This window comes from bacterium, from assembly GCA_035295165.1.
Classification (GTDB): Bacteria; Sysuimicrobiota; Sysuimicrobiia; order Sysuimicrobiales; family Segetimicrobiaceae; genus JAJPIA01.
In genome coordinates this window covers 1-19,797 of sequence record DATGJN010000110.1, presented here as the reverse complement: position 1 = coordinate 19,797, position 19,797 = coordinate 1, and the positions used below count along the sequence as shown (strand labels likewise).

The 19,797-nt window shown below is 69.7% G+C and carries 22 protein-coding genes; 17 read left to right on the top strand and 5 right to left on the bottom strand.

Annotated features, from left to right (window positions below; translation table 11 throughout):
* Positions 1 to 9: 9 nt before the first annotated feature.
* The 9 genes from VKZ50_19145 (at position 10) to VKZ50_19105 (ending at position 8,114) form a co-directional block, all read left to right on the top strand.
* Positions 10 to 693, top strand: a complete 684-nt coding sequence (locus tag VKZ50_19145; protein HLJ61847.1) for a DUF1684 domain-containing protein — start codon at positions 10 to 12, stop codon at positions 691 to 693.
* Between the two features lie 4 nt (positions 694 to 697).
* Positions 698 to 1,843: an acyl-CoA dehydrogenase gene (locus tag VKZ50_19140; protein HLJ61846.1), complete on the top strand. Its 1,146-nt coding sequence runs from the start codon at positions 698 to 700 to the stop codon at positions 1,841 to 1,843.
* Between the two features lie 51 nt (positions 1,844 to 1,894).
* Entirely contained in the window at positions 1,895 to 2,674 is a 780-nt protein-coding gene (locus VKZ50_19135; protein ID HLJ61845.1) for an electron transfer flavoprotein subunit beta/FixA family protein, read from the top strand.
* Positions 2,671 to 3,708: an electron transfer flavoprotein subunit alpha/FixB family protein gene (locus VKZ50_19130; GenBank protein ID HLJ61844.1), complete on the top strand. Its 1,038-nt coding sequence runs from the start codon at positions 2,671 to 2,673 to the stop codon at positions 3,706 to 3,708. The genes VKZ50_19135 and VKZ50_19130 overlap by 4 nt, the downstream gene beginning before the upstream one ends.
* A gap of 95 nt (positions 3,709 to 3,803) precedes the next feature.
* Positions 3,804 to 5,480 carry a methylmalonyl-CoA mutase family protein gene (locus tag VKZ50_19125; GenBank protein ID HLJ61843.1) on the top strand — a complete coding sequence of 559 codons (1,677 nt, stop codon included), beginning with the start codon at positions 3,804 to 3,806 and terminating at the stop codon, positions 5,478 to 5,480.
* A gap of 108 nt (positions 5,481 to 5,588) precedes the next feature.
* Positions 5,589 to 6,002, top strand: a complete 414-nt coding sequence (locus VKZ50_19120) for a cobalamin B12-binding domain-containing protein (protein ID HLJ61842.1) — start codon at positions 5,589 to 5,591, stop codon at positions 6,000 to 6,002.
* Positions 5,999 to 6,199, top strand: a complete 201-nt coding sequence (locus VKZ50_19115) for a MoaD/ThiS family protein (GenBank protein ID HLJ61841.1) — start codon at positions 5,999 to 6,001, stop codon at positions 6,197 to 6,199. The genes VKZ50_19120 and VKZ50_19115 overlap by 4 nt, the downstream gene beginning before the upstream one ends.
* The gene (locus tag VKZ50_19110) at positions 6,199 to 7,194 is read left to right on the top strand and encodes an ATP-binding protein (protein ID HLJ61840.1); all 996 of its coding nucleotides are present in this window, start codon (positions 6,199 to 6,201) and stop codon (positions 7,192 to 7,194) included. Before VKZ50_19115 ends, VKZ50_19110 begins: the two co-directional genes overlap by 1 nt.
* A 14-nt stretch (positions 7,195 to 7,208) precedes the next feature.
* Positions 7,209 to 8,114, top strand: coding sequence for a tRNA (adenine-N1)-methyltransferase (locus VKZ50_19105; protein HLJ61839.1), 906 nt, complete (start codon positions 7,209 to 7,211; stop codon positions 8,112 to 8,114).
* A gap of 62 nt (positions 8,115 to 8,176) precedes the next feature.
* On the opposite strand, the gene VKZ50_19100 is transcribed toward VKZ50_19105, so the two are convergent.
* Together VKZ50_19100 and VKZ50_19095 are read right to left on the bottom strand one after the other, a co-directional pair.
* The gene (locus tag VKZ50_19100) at positions 8,177 to 8,503 is read right to left on the bottom strand and encodes a hypothetical protein (protein HLJ61838.1); all 327 of its coding nucleotides are present in this window, start codon (positions 8,501 to 8,503) and stop codon (positions 8,177 to 8,179) included.
* 72 nt (positions 8,504 to 8,575) lie between these two features.
* Positions 8,576 to 9,787 (bottom strand): acetyl-CoA C-acyltransferase, encoded by a 1,212-nt coding sequence (locus tag VKZ50_19095; GenBank protein ID HLJ61837.1) that lies wholly within the window; start codon positions 9,785 to 9,787, stop codon positions 8,576 to 8,578.
* Positions 9,788 to 9,986: 199 nt separating this feature from the next.
* Here VKZ50_19095 and lysA point away from each other — a divergent pair, with 199 nt between their 5' ends.
* The 6 genes from lysA (at position 9,987) to VKZ50_19065 (ending at position 15,316) form a co-directional block, all read left to right on the top strand.
* On the top strand, positions 9,987 to 11,315 hold the full coding sequence (lysA, locus tag VKZ50_19090; protein HLJ61836.1) for a diaminopimelate decarboxylase: 1,329 nt from the start codon (positions 9,987 to 9,989) through the stop codon (positions 11,313 to 11,315).
* Positions 11,316 to 11,341: 26 nt separating this feature from the next.
* Complete coding sequence (locus VKZ50_19085) at positions 11,342 to 11,953, top strand: site-2 protease family protein (protein ID HLJ61835.1); 612 nt, start codon at positions 11,342 to 11,344, stop codon at positions 11,951 to 11,953.
* Between the two features lie 166 nt (positions 11,954 to 12,119).
* Positions 12,120 to 12,845 carry a segregation/condensation protein A gene (locus VKZ50_19080; protein ID HLJ61834.1) on the top strand — a complete coding sequence of 242 codons (726 nt, stop codon included), beginning with the start codon at positions 12,120 to 12,122 and terminating at the stop codon, positions 12,843 to 12,845.
* Positions 12,842 to 13,498: an SMC-Scp complex subunit ScpB gene (gene scpB, locus VKZ50_19075; GenBank protein ID HLJ61833.1), complete on the top strand. Its 657-nt coding sequence runs from the start codon at positions 12,842 to 12,844 to the stop codon at positions 13,496 to 13,498. Before VKZ50_19080 ends, scpB begins: the two co-directional genes overlap by 4 nt.
* Positions 13,461 to 14,828, top strand: a complete 1,368-nt coding sequence (locus tag VKZ50_19070; protein HLJ61832.1) for a D-alanyl-D-alanine carboxypeptidase family protein — start codon at positions 13,461 to 13,463, stop codon at positions 14,826 to 14,828. The genes scpB and VKZ50_19070 overlap by 38 nt, the downstream gene beginning before the upstream one ends.
* 77 nt (positions 14,829 to 14,905) lie before the next feature.
* A complete protein-coding gene (locus VKZ50_19065) occupies positions 14,906 to 15,316 on the top strand; it encodes a PspC domain-containing protein (GenBank protein HLJ61831.1) in 411 nt (136 codons plus the stop codon).
* Between the two features lie 25 nt (positions 15,317 to 15,341).
* Here the strand turns inward: VKZ50_19065 and VKZ50_19060 are convergent, their stop codons facing one another.
* Entirely contained in the window at positions 15,342 to 16,820 is a 1,479-nt protein-coding gene (locus VKZ50_19060) for a glycosyltransferase family 39 protein (GenBank protein HLJ61830.1), read from the bottom strand.
* Between the two features lie 89 nt (positions 16,821 to 16,909).
* Between VKZ50_19060 and cmk the strand changes: the two genes are divergently transcribed.
* Together cmk and VKZ50_19050 are read left to right on the top strand one after the other, a co-directional pair.
* Entirely contained in the window at positions 16,910 to 17,596 is a 687-nt protein-coding gene (cmk, locus tag VKZ50_19055; GenBank protein ID HLJ61829.1) for a (d)CMP kinase, read from the top strand.
* Positions 17,586 to 18,197 (top strand): lysophospholipid acyltransferase family protein, encoded by a 612-nt coding sequence (locus tag VKZ50_19050; protein ID HLJ61828.1) that lies wholly within the window; start codon positions 17,586 to 17,588, stop codon positions 18,195 to 18,197. Before cmk ends, VKZ50_19050 begins: the two co-directional genes overlap by 11 nt.
* Before the next feature lie 58 nt (positions 18,198 to 18,255).
* Here the strand turns inward: VKZ50_19050 and VKZ50_19045 are convergent, their stop codons facing one another.
* The gene (locus VKZ50_19045; GenBank protein ID HLJ61827.1) at positions 18,256 to 19,470 is read right to left on the bottom strand and encodes an HD-GYP domain-containing protein; all 1,215 of its coding nucleotides are present in this window, start codon (positions 19,468 to 19,470) and stop codon (positions 18,256 to 18,258) included.
* 38 nt (positions 19,471 to 19,508) lie between these two features.
* Positions 19,509 to 19,797 (bottom strand): hypothetical protein (locus VKZ50_19040; protein HLJ61826.1); only part of this gene is annotated, 289 nt, incomplete at its 5' end.

Sequence of the window (19,797 nt, the reverse complement as noted above, 5' to 3'; positions counted from 1 at the left end):
GCGAGCCCTGTGGCGGATCCGCACCTCGATCTCCTCGACTGGAAACGCCGGATCGTCGACATGTATCGTGAGGTGCGTGCGGCCCGCGACGTGCGGGCGGCCTGGCGGCGCTGGTGCGCGGTCCGCGACGCGCTGTTCGCCGCGCATCCCCAAACGCCGCTGCCGCCGGGGGCCCGCCGGCGGTTCGCCGGCCTGTCCTACTTTCCGTACGACCCGCAGGCGCGCGTGCTCGCCGCGGTTCGTCGCCGCGCGCCGGCGCCGGTCGAGCTCGCGGATGCCGACGGCCGCGCGTTTTCGATGACCCGGTTTGCCGCGGCGTCGTTCACGCTGCGCGGCCGGATCTTCACGCTTGACCTGTACTGGGTGGAGGGATACGGCGGCGGGGTGCTGCTGCCGTTCCGAGACGCGACGAGCGGCCGGGAGAGCTACGGCGCCGGCCGCTACGTGCTGGATACGGTCAAGGGCGCGGACCTCGGATCCCGGGGCGACCGGCTCGTGCTCGACTTCAACTTCGCGTACAACCCGTCGTGCGCGTACGACCCGCGGTGGAGCTGTCCGTTACCGCCTGCGGCCAACTGGCTCGGCGTGCCGGTGCGCGCGGGAGAACGGATGTCGACCGACCCGCCGTTGCATGGGGCGGTGCGCCGCGCGCAGGACCGCTCCCGGCCGCGGACGAATACCCGTTCGAGGTGATTGCGTGGAGTTCGACCTCGGCGAGGAGCACCGTCTCGTCCAGTCCACGGTGCGCGAATGGGCGACGTCGCGGTTGCTGCCGCTCGCGGCGGATCTCGATCGCGCCGGCCGGTACCCTCCTGAACTGATCCGGGAACTGGGCGACCTCGGGCTGACGGGCGTGTTCGTCCCGGAGACCTACGGCGGCGGCGGGATGGACACGATCTCGTACGCGATCGTGATCGAGGAGATTGCCCGCGCGGAGGCCGCGCTTGCCGCGGTGCTCTCGGTGCAAAACTCGCTCGACTGCTACCCGATCCTCGCGTTCGGCTCCGAGGCGCAGAAGCGACGGTACCTGCCCGATCTTGCGCGCGGCCGCCGGCTGGGATGCTACTGCCTGACCGAGCCGACGGCCGGGTCCGACGCGGGCGCGCTGCGGACGGCCGCGCGCGCCGACGGGGACACGTGGGTCCTTAACGGGACCAAGATCTTCGTGACGAACGGCGTCGAGGCCGAGGTGCTGATCGTCTATGCTAGGACCGGCGAGGAGGCCCGCAGCCGCGGCATCAGCGCGTTCATCGCGGAGAAGGGCGATCCTGGGTTGTCGGTCGGCAAGATCGAGCACAAGTTGGGGATTCACGCCAGCAGTACGTGCGAAATCGTGCTGCAAGACTGCCGCCTGCCGAAGGACCGCCTCCTCGGCGAACGCGACCGGGGCTTCCGGGTGGCGATGGCGACCCTCGACGGCGGCCGGATCGGCATTGCGGCTCAGGCGCTCGGGATCGCGCGCGCCGCGCTCGAGGACTCGGTCGCGTACGCGAAGGAGCGCCGGCAGTTTGACCGGCCGATTGCGGAGTTCCAGGCAACCCAGTTTAAGCTTGCGGACATGGCGACCCGGATCCAGGCCGGCCGACTGCTGACGTACCGGGCCGCGTGGGTCCGGGATCAGGGGCGCCGGCACACGAGCGAGGCCTCGATGGCCAAGCTGTTCGCGTCGGAGACGGCGATGTGGGCGGCGACGCAGGCGGTGCAGATCTACGGCGGCTACGGCTACATTCAGGACTACCCGGTGGAGCGGCACATGCGCGACGCCAAGATCACGGAGATCTATGAAGGCACGTCGGAGATCCAGCGCATGGTGATCGCCCGGCATCTCCTCGGCGACCAGTAACCCGCGGCGCGCCCGCGGGTATCCACGGCACGAAGAAGGAGCGTCGAACCGATGGACGTCGTCGTGTGCGTGAAACACGTCCCGGACACCGAAGCCCCGATCCGCATCCGGGGCGACGGACGCGGCGTCGAGGAGTCCGGCCTCAACTTCGTCATGAACTACTACGATGAACACGCGGTCGAGGAGGCGCTCCGCATCAAGGAGCGGGCGGGGGGGACCGTCACGGTGGTGACCGCCGGCCCGGCCCGCGCCGTCGAGGCCCTGCGGGCCGCGCTCGCGATGGGCGCGGATCACGCGATCCACGTGCAGGATCCGGCGCTCGGCGGGCTCGACCACCTCGGGGTGGCCCGTGTGCTTGCGGCGGCGATCGCGCCACTGCCCCACGATCTCGTGTTGTGCGGCAAACTCGCCACCGACGATAACGCCTCGGTCGTGGGGTCGGCGCTCGCGGAGTATCTCGGCCTGCCGCAGGCGACCGCGGTCACCACGTTGGAATTGGGCGACGGGCGGGCCACCGCGCACCGCGAGGTCGAGGGCGCCGTCGAGGTGCTGGAGGTCGCGCTGCCCGCGGTGGTGACCGTGGAGCGCAACATCAACGAGCCGCGGTACCCGTCGCTGCCGGGGATTATGAAGGCGAAGCGGACGCCGGTTACGGCGAAGACGCTCGCGGACCTCGGCCTCACGGCGGACTCGGCCGGCGGCTCCCGAGTCGAGGTGCTCGGGCTCACGCCGCCTCCGAAGCGGCAGGCCGGCCGCATCATCGAGGGCGAGCCCGGGCCAGCCGTCAAGGAGCTCGTCCGCGTGTTGCACGAGGAGGCCAAGGTCCTGTGAGCGCGGACACGGCGGGCCGCGACATCTGGGTCCTGGCGGAGTACGCCGACGACCGGTCTCCCACGGGAGGCGGGCTGCTGCTCCGCAAGATGACCTACGAGCTCCTCGGGAAGGCGCGGCAGCTCGCGGACGCGCTCGGCGGCCGGGTCGTCGCGGTGGCGCTCGGCAGCGGCATCGGCGGGATCGCCGGCGACCTCGCGGTACACGGCGCCGATCGAGTCCTGCTTGCGGACGCGGCGGTGCTGGAACGCTACACGACCGACGCGTACACGGCGGTCGTGGCGCCGATGCTGACGGATGCGCACCCGGCGCTGTTGCTGATCGGGAGCAGCGCGTGGGGCCGGGATCTCGCGCCGCGCCTCGCCGCGCGGACCGGCGCCGGCATCGTGAGCGACTGTGGGACGGTCGATCTTGAAGACGGGCGGATCGTCGCGACGCGCCCAGTGATGACGCGCAAAGCGATCGCGCGCGTGGGGTTCCGCGCCGAGGGGCTTCGGATCGCGGTGGTGCTCCCGAACGTCATGACCCCGGTGCCAGTCGATCCGGCGCGGAGCGCCGAGGTCGTGTCCGTGCCCGTGGCGGTCGACCCCGCGACCGTGCGGACGCGGGTCGTGGAGGTCCGCACGGTCGCGCGCGAGACCGTGCCGCTGACCGAGGCGGACATCATCGTCTCCGGGGGGCGCGGGCTCAAGGGCCCCGAACACTTCGCGCTGCTCGGCGCACTGGCGGCCGCGCTCGGGGCGGCCGTGGGGTCGAGCCGGCCACCCGTGGACTCGGGATGGGTGCCGCACGACTACGAGATCGGTCAGACCGGGAAGACCGTGAACCCCCAGCTCTACATCGCGTGCGGCATCTCCGGCGCCCCGCAGCACCAAGCCGGGATGTCGGGAGCACGCTGCATCGTGGCGATCAACCGGGATCCGCAGGCACCGATCTTCCAAATCGCGTCGTACGGGCTCGTCGGCGATCTGTTCCAGATCGTGCCGCTGCTCACCGAGGAGGTGCGCCGGCTCAAGGCCGGCACCCCGGGGTAGAGCGGCCCACAGGCTCGGGCCGCGCCGGCGTGCTCCGGCGGCCCAGTTCGTGCTACGCTGTCAGGGATGGATGGCAGGGACGCGGGGAGGACGTGATGGACCGGTCGGAGCTGGCACGGTTTCGGGCCGCGCGGGAGCGGTGGGAGCGGGGGCCGCTGCGCGAGGTCTTGGCGCGGCAACCCGAGCGCGCCGAGCGGTTCAGCACAGTCTCCGATCTCGAGATCGGGCGTCTGTACGGGCCGGAGGACCTCGCGTCCCACGATCCGGCGCGCGACGTCGGTTTTCCCGGCGAGTACCCCTTTACCCGCGGGATTCACCCCGCGATGTACCGCAGCCGCCTATGGACGATGCGGATGTTCGCGGGGTACGGCGCCGCCGAGGACACCAACGCGCGCTTTCGCTACCTCCTTGCGCAGGGCCAGACCGGGCTGTCGGTCGCGTTCGACATGCCGACGCTCATGGGATACGATTCCGACCACCCGAGGTCCCTCGGCGAGGTGGGCCGCGAGGGGGTCGCGGTGGACACGGTCGAGGACATGGACGCGCTGCTGCGCGACCTGCCGCTCGACCGCATCACCACCTCCATGACGATCAACGCGCCGGCGAACGTGCTCCTGGCGATGTACGTCGCGGTCGCGGCGTCGCGCGGCATCCCGCTCGATACGATCGGCGGCACGATTCAAGCCGACATGCTCAAGGAGTTCATCGCCCAGAAAGAGTGGATCGTCCCGCCGCGACCGAGCATGAAACTGATCCAGGACATCCTGGTCTACTGCACGCGCGAGGTCCCTCGGTGGAACACGATCAGCATCAGCGGGTACCACATCCGCGAGGCGGGGGCGACCGCGGTCCAGGAGTTGGCGTTCACGCTCGCGGACGGGATCGCGTACGTCGACGCGGGGATCGCGGCGGGGCTGGACGTCGACGCGTTCGCGCCGCGGTTGTCGTTCTTCTTCGACGTGCACAACGACTTCTTCGAGGAAGTGGCCAAGTTCCGGGCGGCACGGCGCATGTGGGCGCGGATCATGCGGGAGCGGTTCGGTGCCCGCAACCCCCGGTCGTGGATGCTCCGGACGCACGCCCAGACCGCCGGCGTCAGCCTGACCGCGCAACAACCGCTGAACAACATCGCGCGCACCGCGCTGCAGGCACTCGCCGCGGTGCTCGGCGGGTGCCAGTCGTTGCATACCAACTCGATGGACGAGACGTACGCGCTGCCCACCGAGGAGGCCGCCACGGTCGCGCTGCGCACGCAACAGATCATCGCGCACGAGAGCGGGGTGACCGACACCGTTGACCCGCTCGGTGGCGCGTACTTCGTCGAGGCGCTGACCGATCGGGTCGAGGCCGAGGCGGATGCGTACATTCGCAAGATCGACGAGATGGGCGGGATGCTGGTCGCGATTGAGCGCGGGTACCCGATGCGGGAGATCGCGGACGCGAGCTATCGGTACCAGCAGCAGCTCGAACGCGGCGAGAAGGTCGTGGTCGGCGTCAACGCGTTCGTGCAAGACGAACCGTCCCCGATCCCGATCCTGACCATGGACCCCGAGGTCGAGCGCCGCCAGGTCGAGCGCGTGCGGTGTGCGCGGGCCCGGCGAGACAGCGCCGCGGCCGGGCGCGCCCTGGACGCGCTCCGGCGCGTCACGGAGTCCGGCGGCACTACGATGCCGGCGATCGTGGACGCCGTGCGCGCCTGCGTCACCCTCGGAGAGGTCTGCGACGTCTTCCGCCAGGTGTATGGCGAGTACCGCGAGCAGGCCGTGTTGTAGGGTTGCCGCGGACCCGACACCGTCTCCGGGTGGCGGCGCCGCCCCTTGCCGGGACCGCGCCGCGGCCGTGTCTTGTCCGTCCCGCGCGCCCTGTGGGATAATGACAGTATGACTGCATCGAAGATCAGGATTCTGGTGGCCAAACCGGGCCTCGATGGGCACGACCGCGGCGCGAAGATCGTCGCCCGCGCACTTCGGGACGCCGGGTTCGAGGTGATCTACACCGGGCTGCACCAGACGCCCGAGATGATCGCCTCGGCCGCGATCCAGGAGGACGTGGACGCGATCGGGTTGAGTATCCTATCGGGCGCCCACAACGTGCTGTTGCCCAGAATCATCGGGTTGCTTCAGGCGCAGGGGGGAACGGACGTCAAGGTCTTCGCCGGCGGCATCATCCCCGATGCCGACATCCCGGGTCTCCACGCCGCGGGCATCGCCGCCGTCTTCACGCCCGGGACGTCACTCGAGCAGATCGTGACCTGGGTGCGCAACAACGTCAAGCCGAGGGGCGTGACCGCGTGAAGGTGTTGATCCGGCACCAGAAGCGCGAGGTGGAGGTCGCCGGACGCCGTCGGGTCCGGGAGGTGCTCCTCGAGCTCGGCGTCAATCCCGAGTCGGTCCTGGTGATCCGCGGCGCGCAGCTCCTGACGCACGACGCGCAGGTCTCGGACGACGATACGATCGAGCTGCGCCCCGTCGTGTCCGGGGGAGCCGCCTGATGCGCTGTCAGCGTTGCCGGGGCGACGCGTCCGTGGAGGTGCGCCGGCACCACACCGCGTTCTGCAACGAGCACTTCATCGAGTTCTTCGACCGTCAGGTGGAGCGGGCGATCGAGGGCGAGCGGATGTTCACGCGCGACGACCGGGTGCTGGTGGCGGTGTCGGGCGGGAAGGACAGCCTCGCGCTTTGGGACGTGCTCCGCCGGTTGGGCTACACGGCGACCGGGCTCTACATCAACCTCGGCATCGGGGACTACTCCCAGGAGTCGTATCGTAAGACGGTGGCCTACGCCGACGCCCAGGGCGCGGAGCTGCTCGTCGCGGACATCCCCCAGGACTATGGCATGAGCGTCGAGGAGTTTGCCCGGGCGACCCGGCGCGTCAGCTGCTCCGCGTGCGGGCTCAGCAAACGGTATCTCTTCAACCGCGTGGCCGTGGATCGTGGCTTCACCGTGGTCGCGACCGGCCACAATCTCGACGACGAGGCGGCGGTGCTGTTTGGGAACCTGCTGCACTGGCAGACCGAGTACCTGGCCCGTCAGGCGCCCGTGCTGCCGAGCACGCACCCGCGGCTGGCCCGCAAGGTGAAGCCGCTGTACCGGATCGCCGAGCGCGAGGCGGCGGCCCACGCGATCATCCGGGGCATCGACTACATCGTCGAGGAGTGCCCGAACAGCGTCGGCGCGAAGAGCCTCCTGTACAAGGAGGCGCTGAACCTGCTTGAGCAGGCGGCGCCCGGCACGAAGCAGAGCCTGTACTGGGGCTTTCTCGAGCGCGGCAGACCCCTGGTCGCCGCTCAGGACACCGCGGTCCTCCGGGATTGCATCCACTGCGGCCAGCCGACCACCGCCGAAGTGTGCGCGTTCTGCCGGATGACGGAGCGGGCGGCCGAACGGATGCGCGTTCGCCGCGCGGCCGCCTCGGTTCCCCCGCAGGACGCGCCCGCAACGGATCCTCTCCAGCCCGCGGTCCCCGCGCCTCCGGCGGGGGAGTAGCGAGACCCTCGACCGTGCCGTCCGGCGCCCTGCGCGACGGGGACCCCATCGTCCTGATCGACCGCCGTGGGCGGCGCTATATGATCACGCTCAAGGCGGGCGGCGCGAGCGATATGCGCGGCGGCAAAATCGCCCACGATGAACTGCTGGGCGGGGACGAGGGCGGGACGGTGAGGTCCACGCGGGGGGAGCGGTTCCTCGTCATCCGCCCGACGCTTGCCGAGTTCGTGCTCGAGATGCCGCGTGGCGCGCAGGTCATCTACCCGAAGGACCTCGGTGCCATCCTGATGCTCGCGGACGTCTTCCCCGGTGCCCGCGTGCTCGAGGCGGGCACGGGCTCGGGGGCGCTGACGATGGCGTTGCTGCGCGCCGTGGGACCGGTGGGGCGCGTGGTGTCCTACGAGATCCGTGACGACTTCGCCCGCACGGCGGAACGGAACATCCACCGGTACCTCGGGGCGGCCGACACGCTCATCACGCGGCACCAGGATGTGTACGAAGCGATCCTGCCCGACGACCGGCCGCTCGATCGGATCGTGCTCGACGTACCGGAGCCGTGGCGCGTCGTGCCCCAGGCGGCCGAGGCACTCGTGCCCGGCGGGATCCTGCTCGCGTACGTCCCGACGATCCTCCAGGGCGCGCGCACGGTCGAGGTGTTGCGGGCATCCGGCGCGTTCGCGCTCGTCGAGGTGGTCGAGGTCTTGCTGCGCCCGTGGAACATCGACGGCCGCAGCGTGCGCCCGGCGCATCGCATGGTGGCACACACGGCCTTCTTGATCGTGGCACGCCGCGTCCAGTCGATGGCGGCCGCCGACGTGCTCGATACCCCGGTTGGGTCCGAGCCGGTCGATGGCCCCGATGTCGGGGCCGGGTCCGAACGCGTGGACGCGTCCGACGATCCGGACAACGCGGCGACGTAGCGCCGCGCCAACTCAGGCGACGGTTCCACCTGCTCCTGCGCCGGCGGCGCCGATTCCGGCGGCTATGCGGCGTCCTTGCTCGATCCGTCGCCCCCAGGATGACGGGGTGGGCCGTCTCGGCGCAGGCGCGCGGGTCCGGGCAACTCCGACCGCCCCGGGGCCCGTGGCTCCGCCGCCGCGCGCAGATCCCCGGGTGGCGCGAGACTCGAGAGCGGCCAGGGATGATCGTCGTCGCTGATCCACATGCCCGCGTCCGAGTCGAGGAGATCGTAGGGCATGCGAAGTCGACCAGACGCGACAAGCCAGAACTGGAGCGCGAGCACGACCGCCAACGCCGCGACGAACAGGATCACCGCGGCCCACTCTTGGTCGGGATGGATCGACCACATGTCGCCGCCTCCGCGTCCGTCTAGGTTCGGCCGGAGCGTACCACGGCAACGTTAACCCGGGGTGATGCGCAGTCAAAAACTCGGCGCAGGGGCACCAGCCCGCGGCACCCGTTCCACCGCCAGGCTGACCGCTTCTCCGCCGCCGAGGCAGACCGCGGCGATTCCGCGGCGTGCGTCCCGCTCCTCCATCGCGTGCAGGAGGGTGGTCAGGATCCGCGCGCCGCTCGCGCCGACCGGATGCCCGAGCGCCACGGCGCCGCCGCGGACGTTCACGCGGTCCAAGTCGATGCCGACCTTGTGCGCGACCGCGAGCACGACTGCGGCGTACGCCTCGTTGATCTCGTACAGGTCCACGTCGTCCTTCGTCCACCCGATCTTCGCGAGGAGTTTCTCGATCGCCGCCGCCGGCGCGATCGTGAACCACTCCGGCGCGGTGGCGGAAACCGCCTGACCGACGATGCGGGCGATCGGGCGGGCTCCGAGGCGCCGCGCCGCGTCCGCGGACGCCACGACCACCGCGGCGGCGCCATCGCTGATCGACGAGGCGTTTCCGACGGTGACCGTGCCGCCTTCCTCAAACGCCGGGCGCAGCGCGCGCATCTTGTCGGGCGCGAACCGACGCGGCTCCTCGTCCTCGACCACACGTGCGGCCGGACCGCGTCCGTTCGAGACCTCGACCGGCGCGATCTCCCGCGCGAACTCCCCGGCGTCCATCGCGGCGAGCGCCCGCGTGTATGAGCGCTCCGCGAAGGCGTCCTGATCGCTACGCGAGATGTGGTACTCGCGCGCGAGCAACTCCGCGCAGTTCCCCATGTGCTGGTCCGTAAACGCGTCCCACAGGCCGTCGCGGATCATCGAGTCGACGAGCGTTCCGTGTCCGAGCCGATATCCGCTCCGCGCGCGGTCGAGCAAGTGGGGCGCCGCGCTCATGTTCTCCATGCCGCCGGCGGCGATGATCTCCGCGTCGCCGGCCTGGATGGCCTGCGCGCTCAGCATCACCGCCTTGAGCCCGGAGCCGCACATCTTGTTGATTGTCGTCGCCGGTACCGTGTTCGGCAGTCCCGCATAGATCGCCGCCTGTCGGGCCGGGGCCTGCCCCAGGCCGGCGGTGAGAATGATCCCCATATAGACCTCGTCCACCTGGTCGGCGGGCACCCGCGCGCGGCGGACGGCCTCCGCGACGGCGACGCTACCCAGCCGCGGCGCGGGGACGGACGAAAGTCCACCCTGGAACCGTCCGATCGGCGTCCGCGCCGCACTAAGGATCACGGTCTCGCGCATCATCATCGCCTCCCTTGCGACGTACGTTGGACGGGCCGAAAGAAATTCCCTGTGCGCCGCGCCGGAGCGGCGCCGCGAGGTATCGCCGCGGCCGCGGGCCCCGCCGGGCGCAGTTGCACCGGGCCCCCCGCCGTGCTATCGTGGCACTGCCGGCCCGGGGTCTCCTGGCCGGCGCGCTCGTATCTCCGGGGGGTGGCGGCGGGTGGACACGAGACCGGCGGTCGATGAACGGCAGCAGGTGCTCCTCGGCGAGGCGCGAGGAGGCAAGCTCCACATCGGCGGCGTTCCCGCGTCCCAGCTCGCCAGCGAGTTCGGGACTCCGTTGTACGTCATGGACGAAGACCGGATTCGCGAGCGGTGCCGGGCCTACGTCGACGCGGCCCGGGCGCACTACCCGAACCCGCAGGTCGTGTACGCAAGCAAGGCGTTTTGCTGCATGGCGATGTGTCGGCTGGCCTACGACGAGGCGCTTTACCTGGACGTGGTGTCCTCTGGGGAGTTGGCCACGGCCCTCCGCGCCGGTGTCCCCGCTTCGCACCTCCTGGTGCACGGGAACAACAAGACGTCCGAGGAGATGCGGGACGCGCTCGACACGGGGGTCGGTCGGATCGTGGTGGACAACTTCTACGATCTGGAACTGCTCGACGCGCTGACGCGGGAGACGGGGCGGACCGCCGACGTGCTCCTGCGCCTTACGCCGGGGATCGAGCCACATACCCACGAGGCGATCCAGACGGGCGGCGTGGACAGCAAATTTGGGTTCGGGATGCTGGACGGGACCGCGCGCGATGCCGTGGCGCGGACCCTCGACATAGCGGGGGTGCGTCTGCGCGGCATTCACTGTCACATCGGGTCGCAGATCTTTGACCTCGATCCGTTCGTGCAGGCGGCCCAGGCGATGGTCGAGTTTGCCGCGTGGATGGCGCGAGACCGCAAGGTCGTGGTCGAGGATCTCGACCTCGGCGGCGGGCCGGGCGTGCGCTACCTGCCCGAGGACCATCCGCTCGCGGTTCCGACGTTTGTCGAGGCGGTGACGGCGGTCGTGCGGCGGGGCGCGAAGCAGCACGGGCTCCCGCTGCCGCGGCTGCTCATCGAGCCGGGACGTTCGATCGTCGGCGACATGGGCCTGACGCTGTACACGGTCGGCGCAATCAAGCCGATCCGCGGGGTGCGCACGTACGTGTCGGTCGACGGAGGGATGTACGAAAACCCGCGCCAGGCGCTCTACCAGGCGCGGTATCATAGCGTACTTGCCGAGCGTCTCGACGAACCCCGCGCGGCGACCGTGACGATCGCCGGCCGCTGCTGCGAGTCGGGCGACGTGTTGATCTGGGACGCCCGGCTGCCGGAACCCCGCGCCGGCGATCTGCTCGCGGTGTTCAGCACGGGCGCGTACAATTTTTCGATGGCCAGCAACTACAATCGCTATCCGCGTCCCGCGGTGGTGTTCGTGCGCGGCGGCCGCGCGCGCGTGGTCGTGGCGCGGGAAACGATCGACGACGTGCTGGCGCGGGACGTTCCGCCCGCATAGCGCCCCCCGCGTCGATGCTCACCGGATTGGCGACACACCCGCTCGTGCTCGCGATGACCCTCGGGGCGGTCATCGTAGCGACGACGTGCCACGAATTCGCCCATGCCTTCGTCGCCGACCGCCTCGGCGATCCGACCGCCCGTCACCTGGGGCGGTTGAGCCTCAACCCGTTGGTGCACCTGGATATTCTGGGGACGCTGTTCTTCGTGTTGTTCGGGTTCGGCTGGGCCAAGCCCGTGCCGGTTAACGCCGCGAATTTTCAGAACCCGCGGCAGGGGATGCTCCAAGTGGCGCTTGCGGGGCCCCTGGCCAACATCACGGTGGCGTTTCTCGTCGGCGTGCTCGGCCGGATGGTCGTGCCCGCCGACTCGACGCTGCTGCTGGAGGTGCTGGCGCTCGTAGCGTGGATCAACGTGATCCTGGCGATCTTCAACCTCATCCCGATCCCCCCGCTGGACGGGTCGCGCATCCTGGCGGCGGTGCTGCCGGCGCAGCAGGCCTACGCGTATGCGCAGTTTCAACAGTACGGGGTGATCGTGCTGATGCTCCTGCTATACACCGGCGTCGTGGGGCGGGTGATGTTGCCCGCGGCGCGGTGGTTGTACGCGGTTAGCACCGGGGGCTTCGCGGGGCCGTAGTGCCATCCGGGAGGCACGGTCCCCGCGGCGCGCTCGCGGTCGAAAGAACCCGCGCGAGGGAGCAGGAACCCCGAGGGAGACGGAGAAGAGAGCGCGAGCACCGTGAGGGGCCGTAGACGTAGCAGCATCGGAGCATCTTAGTCGCAGCAGCGGTCGGAGGATGGTCGTGGTCTATCAGGTGCAGTGCGCCGCGTTTGAAGGCCCCCTGGATCTCCTTGTCAGCTTGGCCTATCGCGGTCAGGTAGATCTGCAGAGGGTGCCACTGCGTGAGATCGCCGAGGAGTTTTTGGCTCGTGTCCGCGCCCACCACGACCTGGACGACGCGTCCGAGACGCTCGTCCATCTCGCGGTCTTGACCGACTTGAAGGCCCGCACGCTGGTCCCGAAGGCGCCCCCCGCCGATACGCCCCCCGCCGTCGAGGAAACCGGAGCCTCCGACCTTGGAGAACGGCTCGGCGCGCAGATGGCGGAATATCTCCAGTTTCGCGATGCCGCCCAGGCGCTTCGGGTACTGGAGGATCTCCAGAGCCGCGTGTTCGCACGGCCCGCGGATGCGCGCGAGCCGGACGGCGACGTCCTGCTCGAAGGCGTCACCCTTCGCGACCTGTTCACCGCGTTTGCGCAGGTGTTGGAACGCGCCGTCAACCTCCCCGGCGAGATCGCCGGCGAGCGCTTCACGGTCGGGGAGAAGATGGACGCCGTCGTGCAGATGCTCCGGCTGGCGGGCGGCGCATTGGGCTTCGGGCGGTTCTTCCGGGCAGGCGCGAGCCGCCTCGAGGTGATCGTGACGTTCCTTGCCCTGTTAGAACTGATTAAGCAGCGGCGCATTCGTGCCCGGCAGGCCCAGGCGTTCGCGGAGATCGAAGTCATGCTGGTGGTGGAGGAGTCATGAGCGACGGAGAATCGTGGGACAACGGCACCGCGATACCCCGCGGTGGAGACGGGCGCGTGGCGCTCGATACGGCGCGGCCGGAAGCGCGGAATGAGGTGTTGCGGCCGAGCCGCGAGGGCAACACGGAGGTCCGCAACGCGATCGAGTGCCTGCTGCTGACGAAGGGCGGACCGGCACGGGTCGGGGAACTCCGCAAGGTCTTGGACGTTGGCGAGGACGAGATCCGCGCCACCCTCGCGGCGCTGCAGGTCGAGTACGGAGGGCGGGGGCTGCAGATCCAGGAGGTCGCCGGCGGCTATCAGTTGTGCACCCGTCCGGAATACGGCCCCTACGTGCAGCGGATGCTCCGCATGAGCGAACTGGAGCCGCTCACCCGCGCGACCCTCGAGGTGCTGGCGATCGTTGCGTACCGGCAGCCGGTCACGCGCGCCGAGATCGATGCAGTCCGCGGCGTGCACTCAGCGTATCACCTGACGAAGCTGCAAGATCGGCGGTTGATCCGCGAGGTCGGGCGCCGCCCCGGCCCGGGCCGACCGATTCTGTACGGCAGCACCGAAGGGTTTCTACGGTACTTCGGACTGAAGGATCTCGGAGCGCTTCCGTCGCTTTCCGCCAATGATCGCCAGCCGTCGCTTCCCGATCCTGCGTCCTAGGGGCCTCGCGGCGCTGTGCGCCGGGTTGCTCGTGCTCCCGCTAGCGCTCAGCGGGACCGCGCGGGCGATCCCGGGGAGGACGGTGCACGCGACCCGAGGCGGGACCGTGCGGGCGATCCCGGGGAGGACGGCGCATGCGACCCCAGGCGGGACCGTGCGGGCGACTGCGGCCGGGACCCCGCGACCCGTCGGCGGCGCGGCCGCGACAATCGCGGCGAAGCCGTGGCTGATGGCGCAGTACCGTCGGGAGGCTCCGGTAGTTGCGCCGGTTCGCGTCACCGCGACCGCCGCGTTGCTGATGGACGCCCGGACCGGTGAGGTGCTGTACAGCCGGAATCCGCACCTCGTGTGGCCCCCGGCCAGTACGACGAAGGTGCTGACGGCGCTCGTTGCACTGGAGAGCATGCCGCTCGACTCGATGATCACGATCAGCCCGGAGGTGGCCAAGTTCCGTGTCGGGTCCGTCGTCGGGCTGCCGCAGGGGGCTAAGATCTCGCTGCACGATCTCTTGTACGGCCTGATGCTCCAGTCCGGCAACGACGTCGCCCTCGCGGTCGCAGAAGGGGTCGCAGGGTCCGTGCCCGCGTTTGTTGCCCGCATGAACGCGGAGGCGAAGCGCCTGGGGGCGCGGCAAACCCATTTCACTTCGCCACACGGTCTCTACGATCCGAACCACTACACGACCGCGTACGACCTCGCGCTGATCACGCGCGTTGCGATGCAGAACCCAACGTTCGAAGACATCGTCCGGACTCGCGAGTGGAGATTTCAGCCGCCGATCGGGCCCGCACACGTCCTCTGGAACCACAACCGGCTGCTCTCGCGGTATGCGGGTGCGGACGGCGTGAAGACCGGGTACGTGGACATGTCCGGCGAGACGCTGGTGGCGTCCGCGACTCGAAACGGCTGGCGGCTCATCGCCGTGCTCCTGCATAGCGGGGACATGTGGGGGGACGCGCAGCGGTTGCTGTCGTACGGATTTGACCACTACCGTTCGATCGAACTCGCGCGCGCTGGGGAGGAAATGGCGGCGATCCAAGTGCGCGGAGGGGACGGCCTCCTCCTGGGAGTTGTGCCCGCGCCCGTGTACGGCGTTGTGAGCGGGGAGACGGAACCGGTACGACGGGTGGTCGTCGATCGACACCTCACGCTGCCGATCCGCCGCGGCGCCCGCGTGGGCGAGGTCGACTTCTACGAGGAGGGCCGGTTGCTGCAGTCCGCGCCGCTCGTCGCGGCCCGTAGCTTGTCGGCGCGCACGGATCTCGAGGATGTGCTCCACTGGATGGGTGTCGTGGTTCAGCACGTCGTCGGTGCGGCGGCGGTGCTCTAAGGGTGGAGTAGCCGCACGGGTTCGGCTCCGCTCCAGCCGTGCGCTTCGCAGAGGTCGTCGGGCCGGGCGGTGGACGAGTGGGGCGGAAGCTCTACCGGTCGCGTGAGGACTACTGGATCGCCGGGGTCTGTGGCGGGCTCGGGCGGTACTTCGCAGTGGACAGCAACCCGATCCGGTTGGGATTTGTGCTGCTGGCGGCCTGGAACGGTCTCGGGGTGTTGCTGTACCTCGTGACGGTGCTGATCGTCCCGGAGGCGCCGCTGCCAGAACGTCCGGACGTCCCCGGCGCGGCCCCACCCCCGAGCGAGCGGGGGGACGACCGGCGGCTCCGCATGCTCGGCTGGCTGCTCGTGTTGGGCGGCGTCTATCTGCTGCTTCGAAACCTGCGGCTCTTCCTTCCCATCGTCCAGGATCAGGTGTTCCCGGTGGTGCTCATCCTCGGCGGTCTGGTGCTCCTGCTGCTGCGATCGGGTTCTCGGCGGGACTGAGCACTCGAGGTTGGCGTCGCGACCGCTAGCGCGTGCGTAGGTGGAGCGGCGGGATGGGGTGCCCGAGAAATCCGCGGCACCACACCAACCCGAGGGTGCGCACGACGGTTCCGCCTCGACTCACCGGTACCGGCGGCGCAGGTTCGAGCGCGCGACACCCCTCTCGCAGGTCCACCTGGATCGCGTACCGTCCGTCGGTGACGAACAGGCCGTCTTGTCCGCGAAGCGCCGGCCACGCCGCCCAGACGCCGTACTGATCTTCGCCAGTGATGGTGGTGGTCGTGTATCGGTCGTTCGTGTAGAGATCGAACTGCGCCATCACTTGATAGCGGTCGCTGGTGATAAAGTAGGGACCGCGGGCGCCGCGGGCACCGGCCGCGACGATCTCACGGCTGGCCGCCGGCCATCCCACGTAGTCCACGGTGGGATCCAGGTGAGGCGGCAGGAGGGCCGGACCGATCGCCGGGATCGCATAGATCAACGCGGTGATCAGTAGCGTGGAGACGAGCACGGCGACGGCGGTGCCGCGCCATGCCGCGCGCCGGACCCGCCACGGCCGTTCCGTCGCGAGGCCCGCAAGCGCGATCGTCGCGGTTACGTATCCGGGGGCCGCCCAGTGCCCCTTCGCCTCGCCGAACACGCTGACCGCGAACATGGTGACAATGACCGGGATGCCTGCCGCGGCCAGAAACAGCCACGCGTCGTCTCCGGCGAGGCCACGCCGCGCGGCCACCGCGAGTGCCCAAAGCAGCGCGGGGAGCATGAGCGGTCCGAGGTAAACGAGCTCCAACCCGACGAACGTCGGGAAGTTGCCGCGACCCGACCAGCCTGGCCGGCCGACGTCGATCGCAAACGAGATCCAGTGGTGCGCGGCGTTCCACCACACGACCGGGGCGAAAACGGCGACCGCGAGCGCTAGCGCCCCGTATGGCTCCCAGTGCCGCCACCAGCGGCGATGGGTGGGGTGGAGGGCGAGCCACGCCCCGATGGACAGGGGAAGGAACACGGCCGTGTACTTGCTCTGCAGGGCGAGCCCCGTCCACAAGCCGGCCGCGGCCCACACCGCCCGCCCAGGCCGATGCACGGCCCGCCACGCCCAGAGCAACGCAAGCACCCAGCACAGCCCGAGTGGCGCGTCGGGTGCCGCGAGCACCGCACCGCCGGCGAAGACGGGCACGACGTTGAACACAACGACTGCCCAGGCGGCCGCCTCCGGCCGGCCGAGCACATCGCGCGCCAGGGCGTACACGGCCAGTGACGTGACGAACGATAGCACCGCCGCGACCCCGTGGACCGCGAGGCCTGGGTTCGCGGTCAAGTGTCGTGCGGCCCAGATCAGCAGCGCGATCGCTGGCGGGTGGTCGACGTAACCTGGGGCGAGGTGTCGGGACCAGTCCCAGTAATACGCTTCGTCGTCGCCAAGCGGGAGTGCGGCAGCGATCACCAGGCGGAGGGCGAGCAGCGCCAGGAGACCGACGAGCACAGGGCGGGGCAGGCGGGGCATCCTGTACGATCGTAACGGAATGCGCCGGCACGCGTCAACGTCGCGCATTCTGTAGGAGCGATCCGCGCCGACCCCGAATTCGACAATCCGTGGCGACGAGCTCCGAGATCGCGGTGGCGATCGACGGCCCGATGGGATCTGGCAAGAGCACCGTGGCGCGCGAGGTGGCGCGGCGCCTCGGCTTTCGATACGTGGACACCGGAGCGATGTACCGCGCAGTGGCGGTTGCGGCCCTCCGCCGCGGCGTTTCTATGGACGACCCCGCGGCGCTCGCCACCGTGGCCCGTGAGATCGGCCTCGGCGTCGAGACCGGGTCCGATGGGAGCACCCAAGTCACCGTGGACGGTGAGGACGTCACCGACGATCTTCGGACCGTGGCGGTGAACCGGGTCGTCGGAAAGGTCGCCGGCGTTCCGGAGGTGCGCGCCGTGCTAGGGGACCTCCAGCGCGCGCTCGGCACGTCCGGGGGAGTGGTCATGGATGGACGCGACATCGGATCGGTGATTCTCCCGGGTGCGCAGGTCAAAGTGTATCTCACCGCCTCGCTCGATGCCCGGGCGCGCCGCCGGCAGGCGGAGATGGCGGCGGCCGGAGAGATGGTCTCGATTGAGGACGTCCGCCGGATCGCGCACGAGGACGACCGGGCGGCGACCACGCGCACGGTGGGGCCGTTGCGGGTGGCGCCGGACGCCGTCGTGATCGACAGCACTGATCTGAGCGTCGAGCAGGTCGTGGACCGCATCTTCGCACTCGCGGAGCGCGTTCGTGGTCTATAGCCTGTCCAGGATGATTACCCGCGCCGTGCTGCGGTGGTGGTTCGGGTTCCGCGTGGACGGGCGGGAACACGAGCCCGCGATGGGTCCGGTGATCGTCGTCAGCAACCACCGCAGCGATCTGGACCCCCTCGTCGTCGGCTCGGCGCTGCGCCGCCGCGTCACGTTCATGGCAAAGCAGGAGCTGTTCCGGGTGCCCGGTGTGCGCTGGTGGATCAGCGCGTGCGGCGCGTTTCCCGTGCGCCGGGGGGAGGCCGATCGACAGGCCCTACGCACGGCGCTCAAGATTCTCGCCGACGGGGGGGTCCTGGTGATGTTCCCGGAGGGCACCCGCGCGTTTGGCCGGGAGCTTCGCCCGCCCGAACCCGGTGCCGCGCTGCTCGCGCTCCGCACGGGCGCAGCCCTGTTGCCGGTCGCCATCACCGGCACGGACGAGGTGCTCCCCCGCGGGGCACACCGGCTTCGACGCGGCACGATCCGGGTGCGGATCGGCGAGCACATCCCGGTCGCCGGCGTCGACGGCAACGGGGCGAAGGCGGGACGGGAGGAGATTAATTTGTTGGGGCGCCGCTACATGTCGGCGCTCGCCGCGCTCCTCGCGTGAGTGGTACCCTCAGGGAGTCACCGCGAGCTTCTCGCGGCGCCTCGCGGAGCACCCGTTGTCACTGCGTGTCTTCAACCATACGGAGAAATACGTCCACGATGTGCGGGTCGAAGTGTGTGCCGGTCTGCTCCCGGAGGTACTGCCGGGTTTGCTCAAGGGTCCAAGCGGAGCGGTACCACCGATCCCAGCGAAGCGCGTCCCACACGTCCACGACGGCGAAGATCCTTGCGGCAAGCGGGATCTGCTCGCCCTTGAGACCTCGGGGGTATCCTGTTCCGTCCCACTTTTCGTGGTGACCGTAGGGAACGTCGAGCGCCGGCCGCAAGTACTCGATCGGGGCGAGAAGTTCGTACGCATACACCGGGTGATGGCGCATCACGGCCGTCTCATGCTCCGTCAAGGGGCCCGGTTTGTGGAGGATGGCATCGGGGATACCCATCTTGCCGATGTCGTGGAGGAGCGCTCCTCGCCACAGTTGCACAAGATCGGGTTTGGATAGTCCCAGGGTGCGGCCCAGGCGAAGCGTGAGTTCGGCAACGCGGCGGGTATGGCCCTCCGTTTCTTCGTCCCGGAGGTCGAGCGCGCGGGACCATCCCTCTAACGTCGTGTCATAGGCACGCGCGAGTCGCGCCGACGTACGGCCTTCCTGAATGAGCGTGCCGAAGTACAGCGCCAGAAAGAAGCCACCTCCGACAAACGCGCCGATGTGGACCCCGTTCGGACCAAGAGGGCTCCCCTGTCCCATCCAGGTCCACAGCAGGGCGATCGTCGCCGCCGTGGCTGTCGCCGCGGCGAAAGCCTGTTTGAGGTCCATCCGAGCCGCCGCTTCGAGGATGGCGAGATAGTAGAGGTAGAGGAACGGGCTCCCGAGATCTCCGGACATCATGACGATGAACGTAATCACAACGATGTCCAGCACGATGATGAGATCTGGCTTGCGCAGTGCGGGCACCATTTGTGGCGCGACGGTGAGAAGGACGACGTATGCCACGAGGAACGGCGGTAGCCACGCAATCACGGAACCGGTAACGGGGATTGTCCCCATTTCGATGGCTACGGTCAGTGCGAAGCACACGAGGAGCCGTACGAAGCCACCCCATTCACCGGTTGAGTTCGACGGGAGCACGCGCTCGGCCGCGACATCTGGGGGCGCGACGCGGCTCTCGTTACGGGGCGTGGCGCGTGGACCCCTCCCGATCCCCCAGGCTTCCGCGACGCTTCGCGACGGCGTCTGTGACGTCTTGCCGAACCCCCAAGCGGGTGCTACAGCCATTGGACCGCCTCCGCTCCTTGGTGGGACGCTGGCCGCACTTAGCTCCGGCCACCCGAGTTGCCGCCACCCTGACCGTTCCCAGAGTTGCCACCCTGGCCGTTTCCAGAGTTACCGCCCTGGCTGCCGTTACCCGACTTGCCGCTACCGGACTTGCCACCCGAGTTGCCGCTGCCGGATTTGCCACCCGAGTTGCCGCTACCGGACTTGCCGCCTGAGTTGCCGCCGCCGTTGCCGCCCTGGTTCCCGCTACCGGACTTGCCACCCGAGTTGCCGCTACCGGACTTGCCGCCCGAGTTGCCGCTACCGGACTTGCCGCCTGAGTTGCCG

Coding starts and splice junctions, on each gene's coding strand:
- VKZ50_19125 (HLJ61843.1), top strand. CDS start 3,804: ATGGACCGGTCGGAGCTGGCACGGTTTCGGGCCGCGCGGGAGCGGTGG.
- VKZ50_19135 (HLJ61845.1), top strand. CDS start 1,895: ATGGACGTCGTCGTGTGCGTGAAACACGTCCCGGACACCGAAGCCCCG.
- scpB (HLJ61833.1), top strand. CDS start 12,842: ATGAGCGACGGAGAATCGTGGGACAACGGCACCGCGATACCCCGCGGT.
- VKZ50_19060 (HLJ61830.1), bottom strand. CDS start 16,820: ATGCCCCGCCTGCCCCGCCCTGTGCTCGTCGGTCTCCTGGCGCTGCTC.
- VKZ50_19120 (HLJ61842.1), top strand. CDS start 5,589: ATGACTGCATCGAAGATCAGGATTCTGGTGGCCAAACCGGGCCTCGAT.
- VKZ50_19045 (HLJ61827.1), bottom strand. CDS start 19,470: ATGGCTGTAGCACCCGCTTGGGGGTTCGGCAAGACGTCACAGACGCCG.
- VKZ50_19110 (HLJ61840.1), top strand. CDS start 6,199: ATGCGCTGTCAGCGTTGCCGGGGCGACGCGTCCGTGGAGGTGCGCCGG.
- VKZ50_19070 (HLJ61832.1), top strand. CDS start 13,461: ATGATCGCCAGCCGTCGCTTCCCGATCCTGCGTCCTAGGGGCCTCGCG.
- VKZ50_19095 (HLJ61837.1), bottom strand. CDS start 9,787: ATGATGCGCGAGACCGTGATCCTTAGTGCGGCGCGGACGCCGATCGGA.
- VKZ50_19100 (HLJ61838.1), bottom strand. CDS start 8,503: ATGTGGTCGATCCATCCCGACCAAGAGTGGGCCGCGGTGATCCTGTTC.